General features: G+C 69.0%; 21 protein-coding genes. 9 read left to right on the top strand and 12 right to left on the bottom strand.

The features are described 5' to 3' along the window. The first annotated feature begins 26 nt into the window (after positions 1 to 26). Entirely contained in the window at positions 27 to 617 is a 591-nt protein-coding gene (locus tag HCA44_RS12790) for a TetR/AcrR family transcriptional regulator (RefSeq protein ID WP_169648957.1), read from the top strand. A 121-nt stretch (positions 618 to 738) separates the two neighbouring features. Here HCA44_RS12790 and mihF read toward each other — a convergent pair whose 3' ends face one another. Together mihF and HCA44_RS12800 are read right to left on the bottom strand one after the other, a co-directional pair. Further along, positions 739 to 1,050: an integration host factor, actinobacterial type gene (gene mihF / locus HCA44_RS12795; RefSeq protein ID WP_169648958.1), complete on the bottom strand. Its 312-nt coding sequence runs from the start codon at positions 1,048 to 1,050 to the stop codon at positions 739 to 741. A 232-nt stretch (positions 1,051 to 1,282) separates the two neighbouring features. Next, on the bottom strand, positions 1,283 to 2,173 hold the full coding sequence (locus HCA44_RS12800; protein ID WP_169648959.1) for a LysR family transcriptional regulator: 891 nt from the start codon (positions 2,171 to 2,173) through the stop codon (positions 1,283 to 1,285). Between the two features lie 178 nt (positions 2,174 to 2,351). Between HCA44_RS12800 and HCA44_RS12805 the strand changes: the two genes are divergently transcribed. Next, a complete protein-coding gene (locus HCA44_RS12805; RefSeq protein WP_169648960.1) occupies positions 2,352 to 3,557 on the top strand; it encodes an MFS transporter in 1,206 nt (401 codons plus the stop codon). 70 nt (positions 3,558 to 3,627) lie between these two features. Here the strand turns inward: HCA44_RS12805 and HCA44_RS12810 are convergent, their stop codons facing one another. Both HCA44_RS12810 and HCA44_RS12815 read right to left on the bottom strand, forming a co-directional pair. After that, positions 3,628 to 4,941, bottom strand: coding sequence for an amidohydrolase family protein (locus HCA44_RS12810; protein ID WP_169648961.1), 1,314 nt, complete (start codon positions 4,939 to 4,941; stop codon positions 3,628 to 3,630). A gap of 57 nt (positions 4,942 to 4,998) precedes the next feature. Next, positions 4,999 to 6,399: a guanine deaminase gene (locus HCA44_RS12815; protein ID WP_169648962.1), complete on the bottom strand. Its 1,401-nt coding sequence runs from the start codon at positions 6,397 to 6,399 to the stop codon at positions 4,999 to 5,001. Positions 6,400 to 6,514: 115 nt separating this feature from the next. Between HCA44_RS12815 and HCA44_RS12820 the strand changes: the two genes are divergently transcribed. Next, positions 6,515 to 7,465 carry a methyl-accepting chemotaxis protein gene (locus HCA44_RS12820; RefSeq protein WP_169648963.1) on the top strand — a complete coding sequence of 317 codons (951 nt, stop codon included), beginning with the start codon at positions 6,515 to 6,517 and terminating at the stop codon, positions 7,463 to 7,465. On the opposite strand, the gene HCA44_RS12825 is transcribed toward HCA44_RS12820, so the two are convergent. After that, complete coding sequence (locus HCA44_RS12825; RefSeq protein WP_346764698.1) at positions 7,450 to 8,835, bottom strand: amino acid permease; 1,386 nt, start codon at positions 8,833 to 8,835, stop codon at positions 7,450 to 7,452. The two genes, HCA44_RS12820 and HCA44_RS12825, sit on opposite strands and share 16 nt — an antisense overlap. A gap of 156 nt (positions 8,836 to 8,991) precedes the next feature. Here HCA44_RS12825 and ligD point away from each other — a divergent pair, with 156 nt between their 5' ends. Then, positions 8,992 to 9,969: a non-homologous end-joining DNA ligase gene (ligD, locus tag HCA44_RS12830; RefSeq protein ID WP_169648964.1), complete on the top strand. Its 978-nt coding sequence runs from the start codon at positions 8,992 to 8,994 to the stop codon at positions 9,967 to 9,969. Positions 9,970 to 9,975: 6 nt separating this feature from the next. On the opposite strand, the gene narI is transcribed toward ligD, so the two are convergent. From narI to HCA44_RS12860, 6 genes are all read right to left on the bottom strand, one after another. Further along, complete coding sequence (narI, locus tag HCA44_RS12835; RefSeq protein ID WP_169648965.1) at positions 9,976 to 10,701, bottom strand: respiratory nitrate reductase subunit gamma; 726 nt, start codon at positions 10,699 to 10,701, stop codon at positions 9,976 to 9,978. Beyond that, positions 10,701 to 11,369, bottom strand: coding sequence for a nitrate reductase molybdenum cofactor assembly chaperone (narJ, locus tag HCA44_RS12840; protein WP_169648966.1), 669 nt, complete (start codon positions 11,367 to 11,369; stop codon positions 10,701 to 10,703). The genes narI and narJ overlap by 1 nt, the downstream gene beginning before the upstream one ends. Continuing rightward, positions 11,366 to 13,060, bottom strand: coding sequence for a nitrate reductase subunit beta (gene narH / locus HCA44_RS12845; RefSeq protein WP_169648967.1), 1,695 nt, complete (start codon positions 13,058 to 13,060; stop codon positions 11,366 to 11,368). Before narH ends, narJ begins: the two co-directional genes overlap by 4 nt. Continuing rightward, the gene (locus HCA44_RS12850) at positions 13,060 to 16,743 is read right to left on the bottom strand and encodes a nitrate reductase subunit alpha (RefSeq protein ID WP_169648968.1); all 3,684 of its coding nucleotides are present in this window, start codon (positions 16,741 to 16,743) and stop codon (positions 13,060 to 13,062) included. Before HCA44_RS12850 ends, narH begins: the two co-directional genes overlap by 1 nt. 27 nt (positions 16,744 to 16,770) lie before the next feature. Then, a complete protein-coding gene (locus HCA44_RS12855) occupies positions 16,771 to 18,009 on the bottom strand; it encodes an MFS transporter (RefSeq protein WP_346764699.1) in 1,239 nt (412 codons plus the stop codon). Positions 18,010 to 18,094: 85 nt separating this feature from the next. Beyond that, a complete protein-coding gene (locus HCA44_RS12860; RefSeq protein ID WP_169648969.1) occupies positions 18,095 to 19,144 on the bottom strand; it encodes a hypothetical protein in 1,050 nt (349 codons plus the stop codon). Positions 19,145 to 19,217: 73 nt separating this feature from the next. On the opposite strand from HCA44_RS12860, the gene HCA44_RS12865 reads away from it, so the two are divergent. The 5 genes from HCA44_RS12865 (at position 19,218) to HCA44_RS12885 (ending at position 23,892) form a co-directional block, all read left to right on the top strand. Continuing rightward, positions 19,218 to 19,679, top strand: coding sequence for a MarR family winged helix-turn-helix transcriptional regulator (locus HCA44_RS12865; RefSeq protein WP_169648970.1), 462 nt, complete (start codon positions 19,218 to 19,220; stop codon positions 19,677 to 19,679). A 147-nt stretch (positions 19,680 to 19,826) separates the two neighbouring features. Further along, positions 19,827 to 20,630, top strand: coding sequence for a (Fe-S)-binding protein (locus tag HCA44_RS12870; RefSeq protein WP_169648971.1), 804 nt, complete (start codon positions 19,827 to 19,829; stop codon positions 20,628 to 20,630). An 86-nt stretch (positions 20,631 to 20,716) separates the two neighbouring features. Continuing rightward, a complete protein-coding gene (locus tag HCA44_RS12875) occupies positions 20,717 to 22,198 on the top strand; it encodes a LutB/LldF family L-lactate oxidation iron-sulfur protein (RefSeq protein ID WP_169649122.1) in 1,482 nt (493 codons plus the stop codon). After that, entirely contained in the window at positions 22,198 to 22,851 is a 654-nt protein-coding gene (locus HCA44_RS12880; protein ID WP_169648972.1) for an LUD domain-containing protein, read from the top strand. Before HCA44_RS12875 ends, HCA44_RS12880 begins: the two co-directional genes overlap by 1 nt. A 135-nt stretch (positions 22,852 to 22,986) precedes the next feature. Further along, entirely contained in the window at positions 22,987 to 23,892 is a 906-nt protein-coding gene (locus HCA44_RS12885) for an alpha/beta fold hydrolase (RefSeq protein ID WP_169648973.1), read from the top strand. A gap of 16 nt (positions 23,893 to 23,908) precedes the next feature. Here HCA44_RS12885 and HCA44_RS12890 read toward each other — a convergent pair whose 3' ends face one another. After that, positions 23,909 to 25,261, bottom strand: coding sequence for an HNH endonuclease signature motif containing protein (locus HCA44_RS12890; RefSeq protein WP_169648974.1), 1,353 nt, complete (start codon positions 25,259 to 25,261; stop codon positions 23,909 to 23,911). Positions 25,262 to 25,266: the final 5 nt, after the last annotated feature.

The raw sequence follows: 25,266 nt of genomic DNA on the forward strand, positions 1-25,266 counted from the left end.
GACCAGCCTGCAGTACTGTCAAGCGTATGGCGACTCCCGAGAGCACCCGCGGCGCATTCGCGACGTCGCGTCGTACCGAGTTGTTCGACGCCCTCGTGGCGCTGCTGCTCGCCGAGGGGTTCGCGCACCTCACGCTCGACGGCATCGCGTCGCGGCTGCGCTGCTCGAAGTCGACTCTCTACACGCTCGCGGGGAGCAAGGAACAGCTGGTCCGCGCCGCGACCGTGCACTTCTTCCGGCGTGCCACCGACGACGTCGAGGCGGCGGTGGCACGCGAGGACGACCCCCGTGCCCGTATCACCGCGTACCTGACCGCGGTGGGCGTCGCGCTCACTCCCGCGTCGGAACAGTTCATGACCGACCTCGCGGGGTTCGCGCCCGCACGCGAGGTCTACGAGCAGAACACGCGGTTGGCCGCACTGCGCGTCGAGGCACTGATCGACGACGGCGTGCGCGCGGGCGAGTTCCGCGACGTCGACGCGTCGTTCGCGGCCGACCTGACGGCCACGATGATGGCGCGTATCCAGACCCGCGGCGTACGCGCCTCGACAGGGCTCGCGGACGCCGACGCGTACCGCGAACTGGCCGGCATCCTCACACGCGGCATCTTCGCGTAGCAGCTGCGCAGGGATCAGAACAAGATCGCCGTCACACCAAGATCTTTCGCGTCACCCTGCACACACGACACCGCCGGTGCCGCGGACCCGAAGGCCCGCCACACCGGCGGTGTCGAAAGACTCAGGACAGGCGAGCCAGCAGATCCGTGCGCTGACGCGGGCCCAGACCCGACAGGCGGCGGGTCTCGGCGATGCCCAGATCCTCGATGATCGTGCGCGCCTTGATCTTGCCCACCTTGGGCAGCGACTCGAGCACGTAGAGCACCTTCGTCTTGCCGATCAGCTCGTCCTTGTCGGCACGCTCGAGCACGTCGGCGAGCGACTGGTTGCCCGCCTTGAGTTCGTCGCGAAGCTCCGCGCGAGTACGCCGGGCGATGGCTGCTTTCTCGAGCGCGGCAGCGCGCTGTTCCGGGGTCAAAGTCGGCAGTGCCATTACAAAGCTCCTCGTGTGACGGGTTCGGTCTTCTCTGGGAACGTAGACCACATCGGTCGATCGCGGGGAAACCGGCATCGGAGTGTCGCGAAACGGCGGCAACGAGCACTTTCGTAGCGAATTCGGACGCCCACGAGAGGTACATGCCGCCGAGCCGGGTGCCCTGCCCGATCTTTCTACCCTGTTCGCGCGCAGAGGTACAGCCGGGACGCCGCCGCCGCGTGCCGCGCGATCACCTCGCTGCCGACCCGGCCCGCGCGAGCACGTAGTCGCGGAAACGTTGCACTGCGGGCGGGTAGGGACGCCCGGCCGTCGTGAGCATGCCGATCGACCGTCGTGCCCGCACCCCGCCGATGCGGACGAGAACCGTATCCCGCGAGGACTGTTCGCCGTGCGCGGCAGGCACGATACTGATGCCCTGCCCGGCCGCGACGAGCGCCCGAAGAGTGGGCAGTTCCGAACACGTAGTCGTCCAGTGCGGCGCGAAACCCGCATCCGCACAAAGCCGGTCGGCGATCTGGCGTAGTCCGTACTCGGGGCTGAGGCCCACGAACCGCTCGGCCGCGACGTCGGTGAGCGCGATCTCGCTCCTTCGTGCGAGCGAGTGCGACGACGGCAACAGCACGAACAGCTCTTCTTCCGCGAGCTCGGCCCACACGACATCGTTGCCCGCGGGTTGCGGGCTGACGAACGCGATGTCGACACGGTCGTGCCGAAGGTCGTCGACGACGCGGTCGGCCGCGTCGCTGTGCAGTTCGAAGTCGACGCCGGGTGCCAGCTCCTTGTAGCCCGCGACGAGCTCGGGGACGAGCCATGTGCCGTAGGACTGGGTGAAGCCGAGCACCACCGTCCCCGTCGAGGGGTCGACGAGCGAGGCGATGCGTTCGCTCGCACTGTCGAGCTCACCCACCGCACGCACCGCGTGCGCACGGAACACCTCGCCGTACTTGTTCAGGCGTACCCGGCCGTGCACGCGATCGAACAACGCGACGCCGAGCTCGCGCTCGAGCCGGCCGATCGCCCGGGAGAGCGTCGGCTGCCCCACCGACACCACCGCGGCCGCGTCGGTGACGTGCTCGTACTCCGCGAGCACCAGGAACCATCGCAGATCGCGCACCTCCATGCGCCCGAGCTTATGCGCCGGACGCATGAATCGGACGAAACCGTGGCGCCCGTGGGTGCAGAAGCTCACAGAACAAGACCGCCGCAGCACAGACGACCTGCATTCATGCACGTGAGGCATAACCTCATCCCGCGACGTCATTGGTTGCCCCGGATCGCGCAACCTTACGGTCGTCCGCATGGATGCAGCCGCGACGCGTACGGGCGTCGCCGAATGGACCGGACACCCGCGTGGGTCGCGCGAGTACCGCCGCATCCTCGTCGCGCTGCTGTGCGCCGGGATTGCGACATTTGCCCAGTTGTACTCGGTACAGGGGATTCTGCCGCTCATCTCGAGCGGTCTCGGCGTGAGCCCGTCGCAGTCGAGCCTCGCGGTGTCGGCGGCGACGGTCGGCATCGCGGTCGCCGTCATCCCGTGGTCGGTGGCCGCCGACCGGATCGGCCGGGTGCGCGCGATGACGGCCTCGATCGTCGCTGCCACCGTGCTCGGCCTCGTCGTTCCGCTCAGTACGTCGCTGCCGATGCTCGTCGGGATCCGCTTCGCCGAAGGTCTCGCGCTCGGGGGCCTACCGGCGATCGCGATGGCCTACCTGAGCGAGGAAGTGCACGCGCGGCACGCCGCCCTCGCTGCCGGTACGTACGTGTCCGGCACGACGCTCGGCGGGCTGCTCGGCCGCATCGTCGCGGGACCCGTTGCCGAACACAGCAACTGGCGGATCGGGTCGCTCACTGTCTCGCTGGTCGCACTCGCCGCCGCCGTCGTGTTCGTCTCGCTCGTCCCGGCGCCGCGCGCGGTACGCCCCGGCAAACCGATGACGTCACTGCGAGAGAGGCTGCGCCACAACCTGTCCGATCCGGCGATGCTGGCGCTCTTCGCGCAGGGTTTCCTGCTGATGGGCGGATTCGTCGCCGTCTACAACTATCTCGGCTTCCGACTCGAAGGCGCGCCGTTCGGGCTGCCACAGTCGGTGATCAGCCTGATCTTCCTCGCGTACCTCGCGGGCACCGTGTCGTCGCGCCTCGCGGGGCACGCCGCGACGCGCGTCGGACGCGGTCGCGTGCTGGCCGCGTCGACCGCCGTGATGATCGCCGGACTCCTCGTGACGATGATCCCGTCACTGATCGCGGCGCTGGCCGGCCTCGTCGTCCTCACCTTCGGATTCTTCGGTGCCCACTCGATCGCGTCGGGCTGGACCGGGGCGCGTGCGACGGTCGGCCGCGCGCAGGCGACGTCGCTCTACAACCTCTTCTACTATGCGGGGTCGAGCGTGATCGGCTGGCTCGGCGGTCTCGTGTTCCAGTCCTTCGGGTGGAATGCGCTCGCGTGGTTCGTGATCGCGCTCGCCGTCGTCGCCGCGTGTACCGCGCGGGCGGTGCGCTCGTAGCCGTCGAATGGGCGATTTCGCGACCATCGCCCGAGTGGTTTTCCCGAAAACAGCCCGCTCGGCGACGGTTTCACCCGCGGTCGGCCAGAACGCCACGCAGGTGCGTGGCGACGGCACGCTCGTCGGCCGTCACGAGCCGGTAGTCGCGGACCACCAGTTCGCCGCCCACCAGCACATGTCGGGGCCGACGGCCCGGCGACGCCCACAGCAGACCCGCCACGGGATCGGCGACGCCCGCGTCCGCGACGCCGGTGACGTCCCACACGCACAGGTCCGCGGCCGCGCCGACCTCGACGATGCCCAGTTCGGGACGGCCGAGGCCCACCGCACCACCGCGCGTGAGCGCCGTGAGCACGTCGCGCGCCGGCAGCTCCCGCCCCGCGAGCGGCGCGACCTGCATCGCGGTGCGCCCGTCCGCGAGCAGGTGACCGGCGTCGTTGCTGCCGCCGCCGCTCGTCCCCATCCCGACCGGCACGCCCGCGTCGAGCAGTGCCCCGACCGGGGCGACACCCCACCCCATCGGCAGGTCGCAACCCGGTGCGTGGGTGGCACTCACTCCCGCCGATGCGAGCCGTGCGATCTCGCCGTCGGTGACAGCGCACAGGTGCGCGAGCGTGACATCCGGTGCGAGCCAGCCCCATTCGTCGAGCAACTCGATCGGACGACGACCGTACCGTTGCGCGGCGACCGCGACGTCGACCTGCTCGTTCGCTTGCGTACGTCTGCGCAACCCGTACCGGCGCGCGACGTCGGCGAGCGCGTCGAAGGTCTCGCGCCGGTCGCTGTGCACGCCCGCGGGCCCCACCGCGAGCTGCACCATGCCGTCGAGCGTGACACCACCGTCCTCGGGTACGAACCACTGCGCCGCAATCGCTTCGGCGGACTCACCCACGATCTGCGGGTCGTCGTTCGCGCTGCCGCGGACGAACACGAGCCGCGCACCGAGCTCCGCCGCGGCCGAGCGCACCGCGTCCGCGAACTCGACACCCGCCGCCGGCGTGAGGCCCGGCCACGTGAGGTGATGGTCGGCGACCGTCGTCACGCCGCACAGCAGTGCTTCCGCGAGTCCCGCTCGCGCAGCGGCATTCCCGATCTCGGGATCGACCCCGGCGCGGGAGTACGCGGCGGCCATCGTCGGCAGCCACTGCGCCATCGGCACGCCCTTGGCGTCGGGCAGGGTGCGAAACGCGGTCTGGAACAGATGATGGTGCGCGTTGACCAGCCCCGGCGTGACGACGCACCCGGACACGTCGAGCACCGCAGACCCCTCGGCCCGCTCGGCCTGGATACGGCCGCCGCCGGTGTGGACGTCGCCGGGGTGCGCACCGGGGAACTCGCGCCCGTCGCCCGCGAACACGGCAAGCGCTCCCTGCAAGGTCAGCATGAACGGTCAAGCTAGCCGACGCAGCGGCCGCCCGCAGCGCATGCGGCCGGGACGCGCTCACGCCACGAGCGAGCCCGCGACGTACACCTCGGCGATCGCCGGCTCGCGCATCGCGGTGAGGAGGGTGAACAGCGTCTGATCGCGTGCGAGTTCGGCATCCGACGAACGGATTCCGTAGTCGAGGGCAGCGTCCAACGGTGGCCAGCGGCTGGGGTCGACGACCACGAAGTCGGCGTCCTTGCCGACGTCGAAGTTGCCGATGCGCGATTCCTGGTCGAGAGCCCGCGCACCGGCGAGCGTGCCGGAGAACAACAGCTGCGCCGGGTGCAGGGCCACGGCGGCAGGCTCGGACATGTGCACCTTGTAGGCATCGGCGAGCACCTGCGGGATCAGCCATTCGTCGCCGCCGCCGACGTCGGTGCCGATCGCGATCGTGACGCCCGAGCGCGCGGTGCGCCGCCACGGCATCGTGCCCGAACCGAGGAACTGTTGCGACGTCGGGCAGTGCGCGATCGACGACCCCGTCGCGGCGAGCCTGGCGAGTTCGCCGTCGGAGCAGTGCACCGCGTGCGCGAAGATGCTGCGCCTTCCGAGCAGACTCGCGCCGCCGAGCGCCGAGTCCGGCAGGAACCGCCCGTCGTATGCGTCGAGATAGCGTCGGCACCCGAACTTCTGCGTCGTCTGCGCGATCTCGCCGGTGCCGGGCCGATCGTTCTCGCTCAGGTGCGTGTGGAAGTACACGCCGCGCCCACGGACGTCGTCGTACAGCTCGCCGAGCCCGCGCAGCGTGCGTGAGGTGACCGACAGCGCGAAACGCGGCACCACCGCCACCTGGAGACGCGCGGTGGCCGGGTCCCCCGTGTCGACGGCGTGCCACCGGTCGATCTCGTCGCGGGTCAGCGCGAGCGCGTCGTCCTCGCTCGTCACGAGCGCCGATGCGGCCTCGGGACCGTCGGTCTGGATGCCGCGGCCGCTGACGATCCGCAGCCCGCGTCGCCGCGTCTCCCGGAACAGCGCGTCCTGCGCGTCCGGGAACGCCGACCCGAACACCATCGCCGACGTCGTGCCCGCCGCGATCCGGCGATCGCAGAAGGCGCCCGCCGCGAGCTCCGCGAACTCGGGGTCGCGCAGCCGCGCCTCGGCCGGGAAGATGCACCTGTCGAGCCATTCGAGCAGTTGCTCGCCGCCGTACGCGTCGTACGAGAAGGTCTGCGGAAAGTGCACGTGGGTGTCGACGAAACCGGGCAACAGGAAACCGGGCCGGTGGTCGCGCACATCGGCCGTGCGGAGGGCGTCGGGCAGGTCCGCGAACCGACCACACCAGGCGACGACGCCTGCCTCGTCGACCACGAGCGCGCCGTCGGGAATCGACACGAGTGACGACGCGGCATCGGCGAGCGACGGCGCACCCGCGACGTGGAAGACATGACCGCGGTGTACCTGCTGAACCCGACTCACTCGCGGCAGTGAAGCACACCCGCGCCCAGGCCGCAGCGCGTGCTCAGGAGGTTCTCAGCCGCCCGCTGGATACTGAAGCGGTGGAGGCAGGGACTGCGACGACGGGGAGACGGCCGTGACGCACCTGATCATGCTGTCGCGGCAGTCGCTGCACGCCCGCATCGTCACGGTCACCGCGCTCGTCGCCGCGGTCGCCGTCGTCGCGTCGACGGCGGCGATCTACCTCGTCACCGAACGCTCGCTGCACATGCAGACCAACGACCGGCTCGCGCGCACCGCCGACGCCGTGATCGGGACCGCGTCGTACGGCGGGCCGCCGTGGGTGTTCTCGCCCGCGGTGTCGTCGAAGGTCGCCGTGGTGACCCCCAACAACCAGATCGTCACCGCCGTCGGCGCGTGGGGCGAGCCGTTCGACGACCCGCAGGACATCACGTCGTGGCTCGCGGACGCGGACCTGTCGGCCGGGCCCGCGACCACGGTGCTCGACGGCTACCAGCTGCTTGCGAAGCAGTCGCCGGGCAGCGGCGTCGTCGTCGCGGCGGAGGCGATGGCACCCACCGCGTCGCTGCTGCGCAAACTGCTCGTCGCGCTCACGGTCCTCGGCGGCATCGTGACGGCGTGCGCGATCCTCGCGGGCTCGGCCGTCGCCCGCACGGGACTGCGGCCGGTGCGGCGCCTCACCGCGGGAATGCAACGCGTCGCCCGCACCGACCTCCTCGACCCGGTGCCGGTCGTGGGACACGACGAACTCGCCCAGCTGTCCGAGCGCTACAACACGATGCTCGCGTCGCTCGGCAACTCCCGCGAGCGGCAACGCGCGCTGGTCGCCGACGCGGGAGACGAGCTGCTCACACCGCTCACCGCCTTGCGCACCAACCTCGAACTGCTCGTGTCGGCGAGCGAACCGAACGGCCCCGAACTCGGGGACACCGAACGCGAGAACCTGTCGCGCGACGTCGTGACGCAGATCGAGGACGTGTCGCGCACGGTCGCCGAGCTCGTCGATCGCGCGCGGATCCAGGAGGGCATCGCGCACCCCGACGAGACCGCTCAGGACAAGGACTGACGTTCGGCGCGACGCCTGCGCTGCACGGTGAGCCCGATCGCGACGATCACGAGCGCCGATGCCACCGAGAAGCCGATCGCCTGCTGTTGCGCGGGATCGAACGCCATGAGCACGAGCACGGCGACGACGAACGCGATCACCACGACGGTCAGACCCGGGAACAGCCACATCCGCACCGGCGGACGTTCGCCCTGCTCGCGCATCCGACGACCGAGCCGCAGCTGGCTCGCCGCGATCGCGAGGTACACGAACAGCGCGACGGCACCGCTCGTCGACAACAACCACGTGAAGATGCGGTCGGGCAGAACGTAGTTGCCGATCACCGCGACGAATCCGACGATCATCGACGCCGACACCGCGACGCGCGGCACCCCCTGCCGGCTCAGCTTGCGCACCACCTGCGGTGCGTCGCGGCGCACGCCGAGCGAGAACAACATCCGCGACGCCGTGTACAGCGCGGAGTTGAGACACGACGCGACGGCCGTGAGGATCACGACGTCCATGATGCGCGCCGAGTGCGGGATGCCGATCGCGTCGAGCACGCTCTGGTAGGAGCCGTTGTCGAGCCGATCGTACGGCAGCAACGCCACGACGACGAAGATCGAGCCCAGGTAGAACAGCGAGATCCGCCAGATCACCGAGTTGACGGCGCGCGTGATACCGCGCTTCGGATCGGGTGATTCGGCCGCCGCGATCGTGACGATCTCGGTGCCCATGAACGAGAACATCGTGGTGAGCATCGCCGCGATCACCGCGGTGTACCCGTTGGGGAGGAAACCGTCGGGCTGCCACAGGTGCTCGACGCCGCTGACGTCGGAGCCCGGGAAGACGCCGAGGATCGCGAGGACGCCGATCACGAGGAAGGCGACGATCGCGACGACCTTGATCAGCGCGAACCAGAACTCGAACTCGCCGTAGTTGCCGACGCTCGCGAGGTTGGTGACGGTGAGCAGCAATGTGACCGCGAGCGCCCACATCCATTGTTCGCCGCCGATCAGGCTGTCCAGGATCGTGGCGGCCGCCGTCGCCTCCACCGGGATGACGAGCACCCAGAACCACCAGTACAGCCAGCCGACGGTGAACCCGGCCCAATGTCCGAGTGCGCGTTCGGAGTACACCGAGAACGAGCCCGTGTCCGGGTTCGCGGTGGCCATCTCGCCGAGCATCCGCATGACCATCACGACCAGCGTGCCCGCGAGCGCGTAGGACACGAGCACCGCGGGACCGGCCTGCTCGATCGCCGTCGCCGACCCCACGAACAGCCCCGCGCCGATGACACCCGCGATCGAGATCATCGTGATGTGCCGCGGCTCGAGGCTCTTGCCCAGCGACGGCGGTTCGTCCGGCTGCTGCGTCGCGGCTGCGGCCACGTGCACTCCTCTCCCCGACTGCTCTACTCGGCACCGTAGACGCCGGTACCGAACCCCGCCGACGTGCACGTCCGTTGCGTCCGGTACGTCCGGAAGTTCGGGCGTTTCGCGGCTTTCGACCGTGGCGACGATCCGCGCTGGCTACGCTGGGAGCCGATGGCCGGAGACAAGAACGCCGCGTCCGCCGTCGAACTCGACGTCGGTGAACACACCGTGCGCGTGACCCACCCCGACCGCGTGTACTTCCCCGAAACCGGGGCCACGAAACTCGATCTCGCCCAGTACTATCTCGCCGTCGGCGACGGCATCGTGCGCGCACTCCGCGAACGCCCGTGCATGACGCACCGCTTCCCCGAAGGCCTCGCAGGCGACAAGGTGCACCAGAAGCGCCTCCCGCGGGGCGCACCCGACTGGGTCGAGACCGCGCACGTCACCTTCCCACGGTTCCACCGCACCGCCGACGAACTGTGCGTCACCAAACTCGCGGACGTCGTCTGGTCGGTGCAGATGTCCGCCGTCGAGTTCCACCCCTGGAACTCGCGGCGCGCCGACGTCGAATCGCCCGACGAGTGGCGCATCGACCTCGACCCGGGCGACGAATGCCCGTTCTCGACCGTGCAGCGCGTCGCGGGCGTCGTGCACGAGGTGCTCGACGAACTCGGTGCCGTCGGGTGGCCGAAGACGTCCGGCGGCAAAGGCATGCACGTGTACGTCCGCATCCCGCCGCGCTGGGGTTTCCACGACGTCCGCCGGGGAGCACTCGCGTTCGCGCGCGAAATCGAGCGTCGCACACCGTCCGACGTGACGACGACGTGGTGGCGCAAGGACCGGGACGCGTCGAAGCTGTTCGTCGACTACAACCAGAACGCGCGCGACCACACCATCGCGAGCGCCTACTCGGTACGCGGGGTGCCGGATGCGCGCGTGTCGACGCCCGTGCGGTGGAACGAGATCCCCGACGTCGACCCCCACGACTTCACGATCGCGACCGTGCCCGCACGGTTCGCGGAACTCGGCGACCTGCACGCAGGCATCGACGATGCCGTCTTCTCGTTCGAGGAACTGCTCGAGTGGGCCGAACGCGACGAGGCCGCGGGCGAATCCGGACCCGACGCAGCCGTCGACCTCGACTGAACGCGCTCACCACCCGCGGCGGCGCGGCTCCGAGCCGATCAGCTCGCCGGGGCGGGCGTCCTCGCGCGAGCGGTACACGATGTACGGGCGGAACAGGTATGCGACGGGCGCGCTGAACACGTGCACCAGCCGCGTGAACGGCCACAGCGCGAAGAGCACGAGCGCGATCGTGACGTGGACGTGGTACGACAGGGCCGCCTCGGCCATCAGGTCGCCGCGCGGCTGCAGGATCCAGATCGACCGGAACCACGGCGAGACCGTCTCGCGGTAGTTGCCCTGGCTGCCGTCGATTCCGAGGAAGGTGGTGGCCAATCCCGCGACGATCGCCGCGATGAGTACGAGATACATGATCTTGTCGTTGAGCGTCGTCGCCATGAACACCGGGCCGCGCGTGCGCCGCCGGTAGACGAGCAGACCCGCTCCGACGAGGGTCGCGACGCCCGCGATCGCGCCGAGCACCCCGGCCTGGATGTGGTACGCGTGCTCCGAGATGCCGATCGCGTCGGTCCACGACTCCGGGATGACGAGACCGATGACATGGCCGACGATGACGACGAGGATGCCGAAATGGAACAGCGGGCTCGCGACCCGCAGGATCCGCTTCTCGTACAGCTCGGAACTGCGTGTGGTCCAACCGAACTTGTCGTACTTGTAGCGCCACCACGTGCCGATCACCACGATCGCGAGGACGACGTACGGGACGATGTCCCAGTAGATTTCGGCGGCGGACATCACGCACCCTCCTGTCGGGCGGCCGCGGCCTCACGACGCGGCGGCACGGTCAACGTGAACGGCTGCAGGCCGACGGCCTCGCCCGGTGGGCCGGCCGCGGCGAGCCGCGCCGCCCGCCGGGACTGCTGATCGGTGACGGGCGGCAGCGTGGCGCACACCGCGTCGAGCGCGCCTGCATAGGGCGAGGCGTCGTCGCGCAGTGCCGACCGCAACAGTTCGAGCCCGACGCGATTGTCGTCGAGCAGGGTGCGCCCCGCGTCGGCGTCGACGGTGGCCGCGAAATCGAGGACGACGGCGAGATGGTCGGGTGATTCGCCGCGCGGCGCGTCCGCGCCGTGCGCACGATAGGTGCGCACGAAGGTGAGCATCTCGGCGCCGCGATTGCGGGTGTCTCCCGCCGTCCAGTAGGTGAGGTAGAGCGTGGTGCGCCTGCGCAGGTCGAAGGTCTCGACGTACCGCTGCTCGACGAGCGCCCGTTCACCCACGAGATGGTCGCGCAGCGGTGCGAGTGCGTCGCGCGTGGTGCGCGGCAGATGCCCGCACAGCAGGTCCACCTGTGCGAGACGATCGTCGAGGTCGGCGCCCGGGTAGTCGAGCAGCAGCGCGCACGCAGCCCATGTCGCGCGGTCGGTCACGCGCGTGTCGGGTGCCGAGCGGAACAGTCTCATGAGCGTGCGTCCCCCGTGTGCCCGGACGGGTCGCGATCGGCTGGTTCACGTTCGGGGAACATGCCGGTCGGGACACCCTGTCCGTCCCAGTTGAGCAGGTTGACCCGAGAGGGCTGCGTACTGTTGGCCGACTGACCCTCCGACGTCTGCCGCTGTTTGAGCGCGTGGAAGGTCTCGACCGCGACGGGCACCGGCGTGCCGCTCGCCTCGCCGAGAGGACCCGACTCGTACAGGCCGGGGCCGCCGTCGAAGTCCAGCGGGCAGTCGGTGACGGTCTCCTCGAGCCGGTGCCCCTCGGTGGCGTAGGCCGTCGGGATGACGTACCGCTCTTCGTACTTCGCGAGCGCGAGCAAACGGTACATCGCATAGATGTCGAACTCGCTCATCCCGACCGCGAGCGGAATCGACTCCTGCGGCTCGCGGCCGAGGTTGATGTCGCGCATGTACGACCGCATCGCCGCGAGCTTCTGCAACACCGAATCGATCACCCCGACGTCGCCCGCGGTGAACAGCCCCGCGAGATACTCCCGTGGGATACGCAGCGCGTCCAGGGCCCCGAAGAGGTTCCCGAGATCCTCGGCGTCGCCGCCGTCCCGCGCCACGGCGTCGACGACGGGAGAGAGCGGCGGCACGTACCAGACCATCGGCATCGTGCGGAATTCCGGATGCAGCGGCAACGCGACCCGCCACCTCTTGATGAGCGCGTAGGTGGGCGAACGCTGTGCCGCGTCGAGCCACTCGTCCGAGATGCCTTGCTGCCGTGCGTTCGCGACGACCTCGGGGTCGAACGGGTCGAGCAGCGCATCCAGCTGCGCCTCGTACAGATCCTGCTCGTTCTCGGTCGCGGCGGCGTCGGCCACCTTGTCGACGTCGTACAGCATGAGACCGATGTAGCGCAGCCGCCCGACGCAGGTCTCCGAACAGACCGTCGGCAACCCGACCTCGACGCGCGGATAGCAGAACGTGCACTTCTCGGCCTTGCCGGTCTTGTGGTTGAAGTAGACCTTCTTGTACGGGCAGCCCGTGACGCACATGCGCCAGCCTCGGCACTTGTCCTGATCGACGAGCACGATGCCGTCCTCGCTCCGCTTGTACATCGCGCCCGACGGGCACGATGCGACGCACGACGGGTTGAGGCAGTGCTCGCAGATGCGCGGCAGGTAGAACATGAACGTCTGCTCGAGCTCGAGCTTGATGTCGTCGTTGACCTTCTTCAGGATCGGGTCTTCCGACAGCAGTTCGGGACTGCCGCCGAGGTCGTCGTCCCAGTTGGCCGACCACTCGACCTTCATCGGCTCGCCGCTGATGAGGCTGCGCGGCTGGGCCACCGGAAAGTGCTCGGACGCGGGTGCGTTGGTCAGATTTTCGTAGTCGTAGGTCCACGGCTCGTAGTAGTCCTGGATCGACGGCATCTTGGGGCTCGCGAAGATCTTGAACAGTTTCGCCAGCCGGCCGCCGTCACGCAGCCGGAGCCTGCCCTTGCTGTCCCGCACCCAGCCGCCGTGCCACTTGTCCTGGTCCTCGTAGGTGCGCGGATAGCCCTGTCCGGGACGGGTTTCGACGTTGTTGAACCACACGTACTCGGTGCCGGCGCGGTTGGTCCACGCCTGCTTGCACGTCACCGAGCACGTGTGGCATCCGATGCACTTGTCGAGGTTCATCACCATCGACATCTGGGCCATGACACGCATCAGTACGTCACCTCCTGCGAGCGACGGCGGACCACCGTCACCTCGTCGCGCTGGTTTCCCGTCGGGCCGAGGTAGTTGAACGCGAACGACGTCTGCGCGTATCCGCCTGCGAGATGGGACGGTTTGACGAGCAGGCGCGTAAGCGAGTTGTGGATGCCGCCGCGTTTTCCGGTGGTTTCGGTGAGCGGCACGTCGATCGTGCGCTCCTGCGCGTGGTGCACGAACACCACACCTTCCGGGATGCGGTGCGACACGACGGCGCGGCACACCACGACGCCGTTGCGGTTGACCGACTCGACCCAGTCGTTGTCGTGCACCGAGATCTTCTGCGCGTCGGCCGGGCTCATCCACATCGTGGGCCCGCCTCGGGAGAGGGACAACATCAGCAGGTTGTCCTGGTATTCCGAGTGGATCGACCACTTGTTGTGCGGCGTGAGGTACCGCACCGTCAGGCCGACGCCGTCGCGCGCGCTGCCGATCTCGGGTTCGCCGAACAGGCGCGCCATGTCGAGCGGCGGCCGGTACACCGGCAGCTGTTCGCCGAGCTCTTCCAGCCAGTCGTGGTCGAGATAGAAGTGCATGCGTCCGGTGAGCGTGTGGAACGGTTTGAGGTTCTCGATGTTGACGGTGAACGGTGCGTACCGTCTGCCGCCGTGCTCACTGCCCGACCACTCGGGGCTGCTGATCACCGGCGTCGGCTGGGCCTGCGTGTCCGCGAAGGTGATCCGCCGCTCTTCGTTGCCCTCCGCGAGGTGCGCGAGCGGCTGCCCGGTGCGTTTTTCGAGCTGCCGGTAACCCTGCACCGCGAGCCTGCCGTTCGACGTGCCGGACAGTTCGAGGATCGTCTCGGCCATCTTCTGCGCCGAGTCCAGCACCGGGCGCCCGGCCGCCGCGCCGGTGTCCCACACGCCGTGCAGTGCCGCGAGCCGCTCGACCTCCCGGTCGGGCTTGTACGTGACGCCCTTCGTCCCGAGCCCCGCCTTCTCGACGAGCGGCCCGAGCGCACACCACTTGTCGTAGATCGCGCTGTAGTCGCGCTCGACGACCGCGAGCGGGCCCATCGTCTTGCCCGGCACCGGGTCGTCGCCGGTGGCACGCCAATCCTGTTGGCGGCCCGACCGGTACGCCATGGCGCCGGGGGTGTCGTGCTGGAAGGGCGTCGCGACGACGTCCTTGTACACGCCCGGCAGGTGGGTGCGTGCGAGCCGGCTGAACGTGCGCGCGATCGCGCCGAACGCCGCGAAATCCGATCGTGTCTCCCACGGCGGGTCGACCGCGGCGTTGAACGCGTGCAGATAAGGGTGCATGTCGGTGCTCGACAGGTCGTACTTCTCGTACCACGTCGCGGCGGGCAGCACGACGTCCGACAGCAACGTCGTGGACGTCATGCGGAAGTCGACCGACATCAGCAGGTCGAGCTTGCCCTCCGGGATGTCGTCGCGCCACCGGACGTCGGTGGGGCGGGTGTCCTCCGGCGTCGGCGACGCCTGCAGATTCGACGACGTGCCCAGCAGATGGCGCAGGAAGTACTCGTTGCCCTTGCTCGACGAGCCGAGCAGGTTGGCGCGCCACACGCTGAGCACGCGCGGCCAGTTGCGCTGGTCGTCGGGATCGGTGATCGCGAGTTTCATTCTGCCCGAGCCGAGCTCGTCCGCGACGTACTCCTTCACGTCCTTGCCCGCCTGCTCGGCCTCGTCGGCGAGCGCGAGGCTCGACCGGTCGAACTGCGGGTAGAACGGCGTCCAGCCCATCGACACCGCCGACGCCATGACGTCCATCGTGTGCTTGCCGCGGAAGTTGCCACGCCCGATCGGGCTCGCGAGCGCGTCGGCGCGGTAGCCGTCGTAGCGCCACTGGTCGGTGTGCACGTACCAGTACGACGTGCCTGCCATGTGCCGCGGTGGACGGCTCCAGTCGGTGCCCATCGCGACGGCCGTCCACCCCGTGACGGGACGGCACTTCTCCTGCCCGACGTAGTGCGCCCAGCCGCCGCCGTTGCGGCCCATCGCGCCGGTCAGCATGAGCAGCGCGAGGACTGCCCGGTAGGTCGCGTCGCCGTGGAACCACTGGCAGATGCCCGCACCCATGATGATCATCGACCGGCCGCCCGAGTCGATCGAGTTCTGCGCGAACTCGCGCGCGATGCGGACGACCTGCTCGGCGGACACCCCCGTGATGGGTTCCTGCCACGCAGGCGTGCAGCCGATCGACGCGTCGTCGTAGCCGGTGGGCCAGTCACCCGGCAGGCCCGAGCGCTGCACGCCGTACTGCGCCATCATCAGGTCGAACACCGTGGTGACCCTGCGACCTGCGACCGTGCGTACCGGCACGCCGCGCCGCACCGTGGTGCCGTGCCCGTCGACCGTGTCGAAGGTGGGCAGCTCGACCTCGGTGGGCGCCCCGTCGGGGCCGCTCATCGTGAGTGCGGGAGCGAGATCGCCGAGGTCGAGGTTCCACTTGCCCTCGCCCTCCTCGCCGAACCGGAAGCCGAGCGAGCCGTTCGGCACGGCCGTCGCGCCCGTCGCCGCGTCGAACACGACCGGCTTGAACGCGGCGTTCTCCGATTCGTCACCCAGATCGGCCGCGCTGACGAACTTGCCGGGCACGACGTGCCCGTCGCGCTCCTCGACCTCGATCAGGAACGGCAGATCGGTGTAGCGGCGCACGAAGTCGGCGAAGAACGGCTGCTCGTGGTCGGTGAAGAACTCCTTCAGGATCACGTGCCCCATCGCCATCGCCATCGCACCGTCGGTGCCCGCGGCGCACGGCATCCACTCGTCGGCGAACTTCGTCGAGTCCGCGTAGTCGGGGCTGACGTTGACCACTTTCGTTCCCCGATAACGCACCTCGGCCATCCAGTGCGCGTCGGGCGTGCGGGTGACCGGCACGTTCGAACCCCACACCAGCAGGTACGCGGCGTCCCACCAGTCGCCCGACTCGGGCACGTCGGTCTGGTCGCCGAAGACCTGCGGCGACGCGACGGGCAGGTCGGCATACCAGTCGTAGAAGGACGTCATCGCGCCGCCGAGCAACTCGACGAACCGCGACCCCGCCGCGAAAGACACCATCGACATCGCGGGGATCGGGGAGAAGCCGACGAGCCGGTCCGGCCCGTACTCCTTGATCGTGTGCACGTGCGCCGCCGCGATCATCTCGGTGGCTTCGTCCCACGAGATCCGCATCAGGCCACCCTTGCCGCGCGCCTGCTGGTAGCGGCGGCGACGCTCGGGATCTGCCTGGATGTCGGCCCACGCGAGCACGGGATCGCCGGTACGGCGCCGTGCCTCGCGGTACATCTCGACGAGCACGCCGCGCGCGTACGGATAGCGCACGCGCGTCGGCGAATACGTGTACCACGAGAATGCCGCACCACGCGGACACCCGCGCGGCTCGTACTCGGGGCGGTCGGGACCCACACTGGGGTAGTCGGTTTCCTGTGTCTCCCACGTGATGATCCCGTCCTTGACGTAGATCTTCCACGAACAGGATCCGGTGCAGTTGACGCCGTGCGTCGACCGGACGACCTTGTCGTGGCTCCACCGGTCGCGGTAGAACACGTCGCCCTCGCGTCCGCCGCGACGTTCGACGACTCGGCCGTCGGGCGAGATCGTGCCCGGGGTGAAGAAGCGCCCGCTGGTGTAGATGAGGTCTTCGAGGGTTCCGCCGGTCTTGTTGTCGGGCATGCACTCTCCTACTTGCTGGCAGATCTCCTACGCGCTCACCGGTGCCTTGGGGCCCGGTGGATCGGGCTTCTCCTTCGCCCCCATCCGGAAGGCGGTGTACAGGAACGCAACCGCCGCGACGATCACGAGCAGCAGCAGACCGATCGTGTAGTTGTTGTCGGTCTGGTTGTAGGTCGCGCCCATCACGAGCGGCGGGAAGTAGCCGCCGAGACCGCCCGCGGCCGACACGATGCCCGTCACGCTGCCCACCTCCGACGCGGGCGAGCGCCGGGACACCCATGCGAACACGCCGCCGGTGCCGACGCCGAGGAACAGGGCGAGCGCGATGAACGTGGCGGCCGACCACACGTCCGCGGGTGGTTGCGTGATCGCGATCGCGGCCATGACCGCGGTGCCCGCGAGCGAGAACAGGACGACGTACTTGGGTGCGATGCGGTCGGCGATCGTGCCGCCGATCGGGCGGGCGAGAACCGCCGCGAGCGCGAACGCGGCAGTGCGCGTGCCCGCATCGACCTGCGAGAAGTCGTAGATGTTCTTGATGTACGTGGGCAGATAGTTGCTGAACGCGACGAACCCGCCGAACACGATCGCGTACAGGATCGAGATCTCCCACGTCACCTTCAGTTTCAGCGCCGACACGAACTTCGGCACCACCGGGTCGTGGTTGGGCTCGAACAGCGGCGCGTTCTTCATGAAGAACACACACAGCAGCGCCGTCAGGGCCAGCGCGACGGCGATGACGATGTGCGTCGCCAGCAGACCGAACCAGTCGACGAAACGCGGTGTGAAGAACGCCGACAGCGCGGTACCCACCATGCCCATGCCGAACACGCCCGTCGCGAAACCGCGGCGCGACGCGTCGTACCAGTTGTTGGCGAACGGGATACCCACGGCGAAGATCGTGCCGGCGATGCCGAGGAAGAAGCCGAACACGAGCAGCAGCACATAGGAGTCGGCCTCGCCCGCGACGCCCACGGCGAGAACCGGCAGGATCGACGCGAGCGAGATAGCGATGAACATCGCACGCCCGCCGTAGCGATCGGTGAGGGCGCCGACGACGATGCGGCCGATCGACCCGACGAGGATCGGCATCGCCACGAGCGACGACGCCTTCGCACTGCTGAGCGACATCCCCTCGGCGTACGACGTGGACAGGGGGCCGATCATGTTCCACGCCCAGAAGTTGATGGCAGACACCCACGTCGCGAGGACGAGGTTGAATGTCTGCTGCCCTGAACTGGCGGCGATCCGGGTTCCCGACGTCACCCACTCATGGAACCGCTAACCACGAAATCTCGCGGCGTTTCGCGCGAATCGAAGATTTCCGGGGATGCGGGCTGCTATGGCACGTTTACGCGGCCACCACTTCTTCCTCCTCGCTGAGCGGCCCGCGAAGTTCGGCGGCCGGTCGGTGCCTGCGCACCAGCACGCGCGTCACGCCGGCCGCGACGACACCGACGACGAGCCACGCCACGAGCTGCACGACGTCGCCACCGATGCCCGCCGCCGGGAAATACGCGACCGACTTCGCCGCGTCGAGCCACGCCGCGCCGTTCCAGAACGACTCGAGGCCCGCGAACAGCCGCGGCTGGAGTTCGGTCTGGAAGATGCCGCCCGACGACGTGAAGTTGAGCATCACGAACAGCAACGTGAGAGTCGGTGTCGTCCAACGACCCAGGACCGGGTGCAGCGCGACACCGATAGCGAGGATCGCCGCGACGTACAGCCACGCGAGGCCGAAGATGCGCCACACACCGTGGTCGATCACGCCGTACAGCGGTCCCGCGACCAGCACACCGATCGCGGCGACGGCCGCACTCGTCGCGATGCCGAGGACCGCGGTGACCCACGGCCTGAGCTTCTCGGCGTACACCGCGAGGGCGAGCGCGCTCGAGTAGCCGCCGACGCTGAGCGCGACGAGGAGGAAGAACAGGCCCTGGTTCGTGGGATCCTCGGCGCCCGTCGGCACGACGTCGACCGTGCGGAAGGGCAGATTCTGATCGAACGCGAGTTGCTGGAACACGCGGCCCGCGATCTGCGCCGTCGTCTCGGACGACGCGGACGCGACGAGCAGTTCGGCGTGGTCGGCGTCGGCCGAGTAGGCGGCCGCGAGAGTGCGGTCGGCGATCTGTGCGCGGGCGTCGTCGACGCTGCCGACGGCGTGCACGATCAGCGCGCCGTCCGAGCCGTCGGTGAGGGTCTGCGCGAGTACCTGCGTCTGCGGCCCCTCGCCGACCACCGCGACCTCGAGGTGCCGGGGCTGCGGGTGGTGGAACGCGCCGAGGTACGCGAGCGCCATGCCCGCGGCGAGGAAGAGCGGCACGAGGATGTGCGAACCGTAACTGCGGACGAGGGAGAGCACCCACGGACTGCGGGTTCGGACGGTGTCGTGCTGGGTCATCGAGCCTCCGGGCGGTGCACGCTGATCTATGTTGCAAACTGCAACATACTCGCCGCGGCGGTATTCTGCGCAAATGGACGGTGAACCTGCTGGTGACGGGCGTGCGACGAGCGAATCACCCGACCACGGCGACGCGATCCGGGCGGTGCTCAGCGAGCTCGCCGTCGTCAATCGACGTGCCGCCGTCCGCGCCCGCGGTGGCGACGCGACCCTGACGCTCGTCGACCACTCGCTCGTCGACCTCGTCACCAAACACCCGGGAGTCACCGCGGCCGACATCGCGCGGCATCTGCACCTCGACCGCTCGACCATCTCGCGCCAGCTCGGCGGGCTGCGCTCGCGCGGGCTCGTCGAGGCCGTCCACGAGCGCGGCCGCGCGCAGGGCCTGCACGTCACCGACGCAGGCAGGCGTGCGCTCCGGTCGTCGCGGTCGGCGCACGAGGCCGGCCTGCGCGAGCGCCTCGCCGGCTGGCCGACCGACGACATCGAACTGCTCGCGACGCTGCTGGCGCGGCTCAACTCCGCCTCCTTGTGAACACTCGACGGGTCTCGTGAGCACTTGACGAGTCCGGGCACGCCCTTTTCACGCACGGTGGGCCTCGCGAAACCGCGATGCACCGCCCGTCGACGGGGCCATACTGACTGTCGTCACCACTCGCACCACCGGTCGAGAGGATCGCCGATGCGCATCGCCCTGTTCATCGCATGCTTCAACGACGTCATGTATCCGACGACCGGCAAAGCCATGGTGCGGCTGCTACGGCGACTCGGCCACGAGGTGGTGTTCCCGACGTCCCAGACATGCTGCGGCCAGATGCACTTCAACACCGGCTACCAGGACGACTGCATCCCCCTCGCCGAACGGTTCTGCGACACCTTCGACGAGTACGACGTCGTGCTCGCCGCATCGGGGTCGTGCGCGTCGATGGTCAAGGAGTACTACCCGGCCCTCGCGCAGCGGAAGCACTCGACGGCGCTCGCGAATCGCGTCGACTCGGTGGGCTCGCGGGTCTACGAGCTGTCCGAGCTGCTGATCGACGTCCTCGACGTCACCGACACCGGCTCGTACTTCCCACACACCGTCACCTACCACCCGACCTGCCACACGCTGCGGATGCTGAAGATCGGCGACCGGCCGATCCGGTTGCTGCGCAATGTCTCCGAGATCGACCTCGTCGACCTCCCGGATGCCGAGGAATGTTGCGGCTTCGGCGGCACGTTCTCGATCAAGAACGGCGACACGTCGTCCGCGATGGGCACCGACAAGATCGCCAACGTCATGGCGACGAAGGCCGAGATCGTCACGGCCGCCGACAATTCGTGCCTCATGCACATGGGCGGCATCCTGTCGCGGTCGCGGGCCGGGTTGCGGCCGCTGCACTACGCCGAGATCCTCGCGTCCACCGAAGAAGAGCCGTACGACACGGGCGAGCCGATCCCCACCGTCGAACGCCCCGTGCAGGAATACGCGAGGGGCACGCGATGACCACATTCGCCGAAAAGCCGCGCGCGGGCACCGGCCCCGCCGACCGCGCCGCCGCCGTCATCCCGCCGCAGCAGCAGTACCTCGGGATGCCGCCGTTCCCGGAAGCCGCACCCGCACAACTACGCAACAGCCAGCAGCGCATCAACCTCGAGCACGCGACGCACACGATTCGCGGCAAACGCAACCGGCTCGTCGCCGAGAAAGACGACTGGGACGCCCTGCGCACCGCAGGCGCCGCCGCGAAGAACGAGGTGCTCCTGCATCTCGACACGTACCTGCAGCAGTTCGAGGATGCTGCGACCGCGGCGGGCGCGACCGTGCATTGGGCCCCCGACGCGCATGCAGCGAACCGCATCGTCACCGAGATCGCGATCGAACAGGGCGTCACCGAGGTGGTGAAGGCGAAGTCGATGGCCACCGAGGAGATCGGGCTCGTCGAAGCGCTCGCGGCCGCGGGCATCGACGCCTACGAAACCGATCTCGCCGAGCTCATCGTCCAGCTGTCCGGCGACATCCCGTCGCACATCGTGGTTCCCGCGATCCACCGCAACCGGTCGGAGATCCGCGAGATCTTCACCCGCAACATGAAGAACTTCGGCAGACCCGCGCCCGACGACCTCGGCGACGAGCCGCGCGAACTCGCCGACGCGGCACGCAGGCACCTGCGCGAGAAGTTCCTGAGCGCGAAAATGGCGGTCAGTGGGGCTAATTTCGCTGTCGCCGAGTCGGGCGCGCTGCTGCTCGTCGAATCCGAGGGCAACGGCCGCATGTGCGTCACGATGCCCGAGACCCTGGTCAGCGTCGTCGGCATCGAGAAGCTCGTGCCGACGTGGCGCGACCTCGAGATCTATCTGCAACTGCTCGCGCGATCGGCGACGGGTGAGCGCATGAACCCGTACACGTCGGTGTGGAGCGGGGTACACGACGGCGACGGCCCGCAGAACGTCCACATCGTCCTGCTGGACAACAATCGCACCGACGTTCTCGCCGACGAAGTGGGACGTCAAGCGCTGCGGTGCATCCGGTGCGCCGCGTGCCTCAACGTGTGCCCGGTGTACGAGCGCGCGGGCGGGCATGCCTACGGCTCCGTCTATCCCGGGCCGATCGGGGCGATACTCACACCGATGCTGCGTGGACTCGGCGACAAGGTCGACCAGGAACTGCCGTACGCGTCGTCGCTGTGCGGTGCGTGCTACGAGGCGTGCCCGATGGAGATCAACATTCCGCGGGTGCTCGTGCAACTGCGCGCCGACGTCGTCGACCGCGAACGCACCTTCCCGCCGTCACCCGAACGGGTCGCGATGAAGGCCGCGGCCGCGATGTTCGACTCCCCCGGTCGGCTCGGGCTCGGTGAGAAGCTGGCAGGCCTGTCGCACAAAGTGATCAGGGGCGAGCGTGGAATCACGAATGTGCCCGGATTCGGCAGCTGGTTCTCGACGCGCGACATCGGCGAGCCGCCTGCCGAGAGTTTCCGCGGCTGGTGGGAGCGCACCGACGGCGGACGCGACGACCACGACAAGCCGCGCCACGGGCACCGCCCCGGCGAGGTCCCGGGAGGCGACCACTGATGACTGCCGACCAGCCGACCACCGCGCAGTCCGGTCGCGACATCATTCTCGGCCGGGTACGGAAAGCGCTGGCGCAGGCCGATCCCGCCGAGATCTCGATTCCCCGCGACTACGAGCCGCCGAGCGACGACACCGGGTCGGCCGACGTCCTCGACCTCTTCGCACAGCGCCTCGGCGGCTACGACGCCGTCGTACGCCGTGTGTCCGGCGACGGCGTCCGGGAAGCGGTGGCGGCGGCGCTGCGCGAACGCGGGGCGCGGCGGGTCGTCGTGCCGCCCGGATTTCCCGACGATCACCTGCCCGCCGAAGGAGCCGAGTGGGTGCGCGACGAACCGCCGCTGACCGTCGGCGAGCTCGATGCCGTCGACGGCGTCGTCACGACCGCGGCCGTTGCGGTCGCCGACTCGGGCACTCTCGTCCTCGACGGGTCCTCCGGACAGGGCAGACGTGCGTTGTCGCTCGTGCCCGACTCGATGGTGGTCGTCGTGACGGCCGATCAGGTGGTGCGCAACCTGCCCGCCGGTATCGCGCGGCTCGACGGCAGGCGCCCGATGACCTTCGTGTCGGGGCCGTCCGCAACAGTCGACATCGAACTCGTGCGCGTGGCCGGTGTTCACGGGCCGCGCAATCTCGACGTCGTGTTGGTGTCGTGAGCTTGCTCGCGGGCACTGTGAGCACTTCACGAGTCCCGGCACGCCGAAAACGCGCACAGTAGTCCGAGGCAGTGGCGAATCGCACGACGCTGAATACTCACCGTGGTCGTCGCGATTTTGGCATCATCACGAGCGATGACAAGCCTGCGGTGGGCCGCTCTCGTGCTGACGACGACCTGCGCTGTGCTCATGTCCGCCGCTCTCGTGTCCGGGTGCGCCTCACTCACCGAGAGTTCGGCCGCGTCCACGCCCGCGCCGGTCGTCCCCGCGAGCACGGTGCGCGTCGCGTACGGTACCGAGCCCGACCAGTTCGGCGACCTCTACCTGCCTGCGACGAGTGCACGCGCGATCCCGGTCGTCGTGATGATCCACGGCGGCGGCTGGCACCAGAAGCGCGACCTGACGTACTTTGCGCCGCTCGCACAGTCGCTCGTCGACCGTGGCGTGGCGGTGTGGAACATCGAGTACCGACGGACGGGCGGGGCGGGTGGATGGCCGATGACGCTTGCCGACGCGAACGACGCCGTCGAGGCGCTCGCCGGCACCGTGCAAGGTGCGGCGGGCGGACGCCTCGATCTGGCACGTGTGCACCTCGCCGGTCACTCGGCGGGCGGGCAGCTCGCGGCGTACGTCGCGTCGCGTCACAACCTGCCGACGAGTGCGCCGGGGGCACAACCGAATATCCGCGCCGTGAGCCTGACGACGATGGCAGGCGTTTTCGATCTGTCGCGCGCATACTCGGCAGGCGACCGCTTCCTGCCCGCCTTCCTGGGTGCACCCGCCGACGTGCCCGACCGATATGCCGTCGCATCACCGATCCTGCACCTGCCACTCGGGCTGCGCGTCAACGCATTACACGGTGCACTCGACCTGACGGTGCCTGCCGACCAGAGCACACGATTCGTCGACGCCGCACGGATCGCGGGCGATCCCGCGTCGGTGCAGATTCTGCCGTTCGCCGGGCACGGCGACTTCGGCAACGCGATGTCGCCGGCATGGTTCGTGGCGCATCAGACGATCCTGGAATCGGTGTTCGGTTGACCCCAGGTGCTGCCCCTCATGCCAGCATCGGTATCGAATTGCGGTGTGCCGGGAGTGGTTCACTCGGCCCGAGCGGTGTCGGTGGTGGCGTGAACCACGGCATCTTGTCGTCGTCGTGGATATCGACCCTCCAGCCGCTGTGATGCACGAACCGGTGATGATGCGTGCAGAGCAGCACCAGGTTGTCGAGGTCGGTGGGTCCGCCGTCGATCCACGGCACGACGTGATGCGCTTCGGTCCACCCGGTCGGTGCCCCGCACCCCGGGAAGGCGCACCCACGGTCCCGCACCCGCAGTGCCCGACGCTGGGACTGTGTGACGAGGCGGGTGGTGCGGCCCATCCACAACGGCACCCCCGCGTCGTCGACCACGACCGGTGTCACGTCGGAATCGCACGCGGTCTTCCGGGCAGCCGCGATCGACAGAGTTCCGCCCCACGGTGTCCAGGGCACACGTACGCCGCCGTCTCTGTGTCTGTCTCTGTGTCTGCCGCTGTGTCTGTCGCTGTCTCTGGTGTCCTCGGGTCCATCGTCTTCCGACCGAATGTGCACGCCCTGTTCGCGGAGGTCTCGTTCCCGGATGACGACCGTCAGGTGTGGGCGTTCGCCGGCCTCGTCACCCGTGAGCCCCGCACCGAGGAACCGGCGTACCACCTCGGTCAGGGCGTCGGCACGCCGCTGCGCCGGCGGCCGAGGATCACGGGTGCCGTCCTCGGCAGGACGCGGCGCCGACAGCTTCGACAACGCCGCCTGCAGCAACTCACCCGACTCGGCATCCAGATCACCCCGCAACACATACCGGCCGTTCAATGTCCGTGAGAGGTCGAACCGATTCAGATCGGTGCGTTCACAATGCCGGACCTCGCCGGTGTCGAACGTCGCGTCCAGGGGGTCCTTCACCCGCCGCATCCCACCCACTGTCCCGCGGATGCCGGAGGCGAGGAAGAACGCCTCGCGGCATTCCCGACGCGCCTCGGCGTACGCCTCCGGCTCGTCCACTGCGTTGGGGAACCCGCCAGGAAGACTCTCGAAGAACGAACACATGATCTGTGCGTGCCGCGCCGACACCGAACCGCCGGCGACCGCCTCGGCGATCTCCGGCTCCCGCAACAACGACCCCGCCAGGGCCACGATTGCGCGTGCCTCGCCGATCTCCAACAGAGTGTGCGCTGCCAACCACGCCGCACCGTCGCGATACCCGGCCTCGACCGCCACGCGGCGCACCTCGACCTCCCCCCTCCCCGCGACACGCCGCGCCTGCAACCCCGCAATCACCCGCGACAACTCGACCGCCTCCGCGAGCAACTCGGCGTCCCTCGACCGCCACGGCTCACCGCCAGATGCGTCTACTACTGATTCCCCCGACCCCATGAACG

Source organism: Rhodococcus sp. HNM0569, assembly GCF_012726205.1.
Taxonomy (GTDB): Bacteria; Actinomycetota; Actinomycetes; order Mycobacteriales; family Mycobacteriaceae; genus Rhodococcus_F.

Excerpts from the sequence above, each read along its gene's own strand:
- HCA44_RS12790 (WP_169648957.1), top strand. The coding sequence starts at position 27 with ATGGCGACTCCCGAGAGCACCCGCGGCGCATTCGCGACGTCGCGTCGT.
- mihF (WP_169648958.1), bottom strand. The coding sequence starts at position 1,050 with ATGGCACTGCCGACTTTGACCCCGGAACAGCGCGCTGCCGCGCTCGAG.
- HCA44_RS12800 (WP_169648959.1), bottom strand. The coding sequence starts at position 2,173 with ATGGAGGTGCGCGATCTGCGATGGTTCCTGGTGCTCGCGGAGTACGAG.
- HCA44_RS12805 (WP_169648960.1), top strand. The coding sequence starts at position 2,352 with ATGGATGCAGCCGCGACGCGTACGGGCGTCGCCGAATGGACCGGACAC.
- HCA44_RS12810 (WP_169648961.1), bottom strand. The coding sequence starts at position 4,941 with ATGCTGACCTTGCAGGGAGCGCTTGCCGTGTTCGCGGGCGACGGGCGC.
- ligD (WP_169648964.1), top strand. The coding sequence starts at position 8,992 with ATGGCCGGAGACAAGAACGCCGCGTCCGCCGTCGAACTCGACGTCGGT.
- narI (WP_169648965.1), bottom strand. The coding sequence starts at position 10,701 with ATGTCCGCCGCCGAAATCTACTGGGACATCGTCCCGTACGTCGTCCTC.
- narJ (WP_169648966.1), bottom strand. The coding sequence starts at position 11,369 with ATGAGACTGTTCCGCTCGGCACCCGACACGCGCGTGACCGACCGCGCG.
- narH (WP_169648967.1), bottom strand. The coding sequence starts at position 13,060 with ATGCGTGTCATGGCCCAGATGTCGATGGTGATGAACCTCGACAAGTGC.
- HCA44_RS12850 (WP_169648968.1), bottom strand. The coding sequence starts at position 16,743 with ATGCCCGACAACAAGACCGGCGGAACCCTCGAAGACCTCATCTACACC.
- HCA44_RS12860 (WP_169648969.1), bottom strand. The coding sequence starts at position 19,144 with ATGACCCAGCACGACACCGTCCGAACCCGCAGTCCGTGGGTGCTCTCC.
- HCA44_RS12865 (WP_169648970.1), top strand. The coding sequence starts at position 19,218 with ATGGACGGTGAACCTGCTGGTGACGGGCGTGCGACGAGCGAATCACCC.
- HCA44_RS12870 (WP_169648971.1), top strand. The coding sequence starts at position 19,827 with ATGCGCATCGCCCTGTTCATCGCATGCTTCAACGACGTCATGTATCCG.
- HCA44_RS12875 (WP_169649122.1), top strand. The coding sequence starts at position 20,717 with ATGCCGCCGTTCCCGGAAGCCGCACCCGCACAACTACGCAACAGCCAG.
- HCA44_RS12880 (WP_169648972.1), top strand. The coding sequence starts at position 22,198 with ATGACTGCCGACCAGCCGACCACCGCGCAGTCCGGTCGCGACATCATT.
- HCA44_RS12885 (WP_169648973.1), top strand. The coding sequence starts at position 22,987 with ATGACAAGCCTGCGGTGGGCCGCTCTCGTGCTGACGACGACCTGCGCT.
- HCA44_RS12890 (WP_169648974.1), bottom strand. The coding sequence starts at position 25,261 with ATGGGGTCGGGGGAATCAGTAGTAGACGCATCTGGCGGTGAGCCGTGG.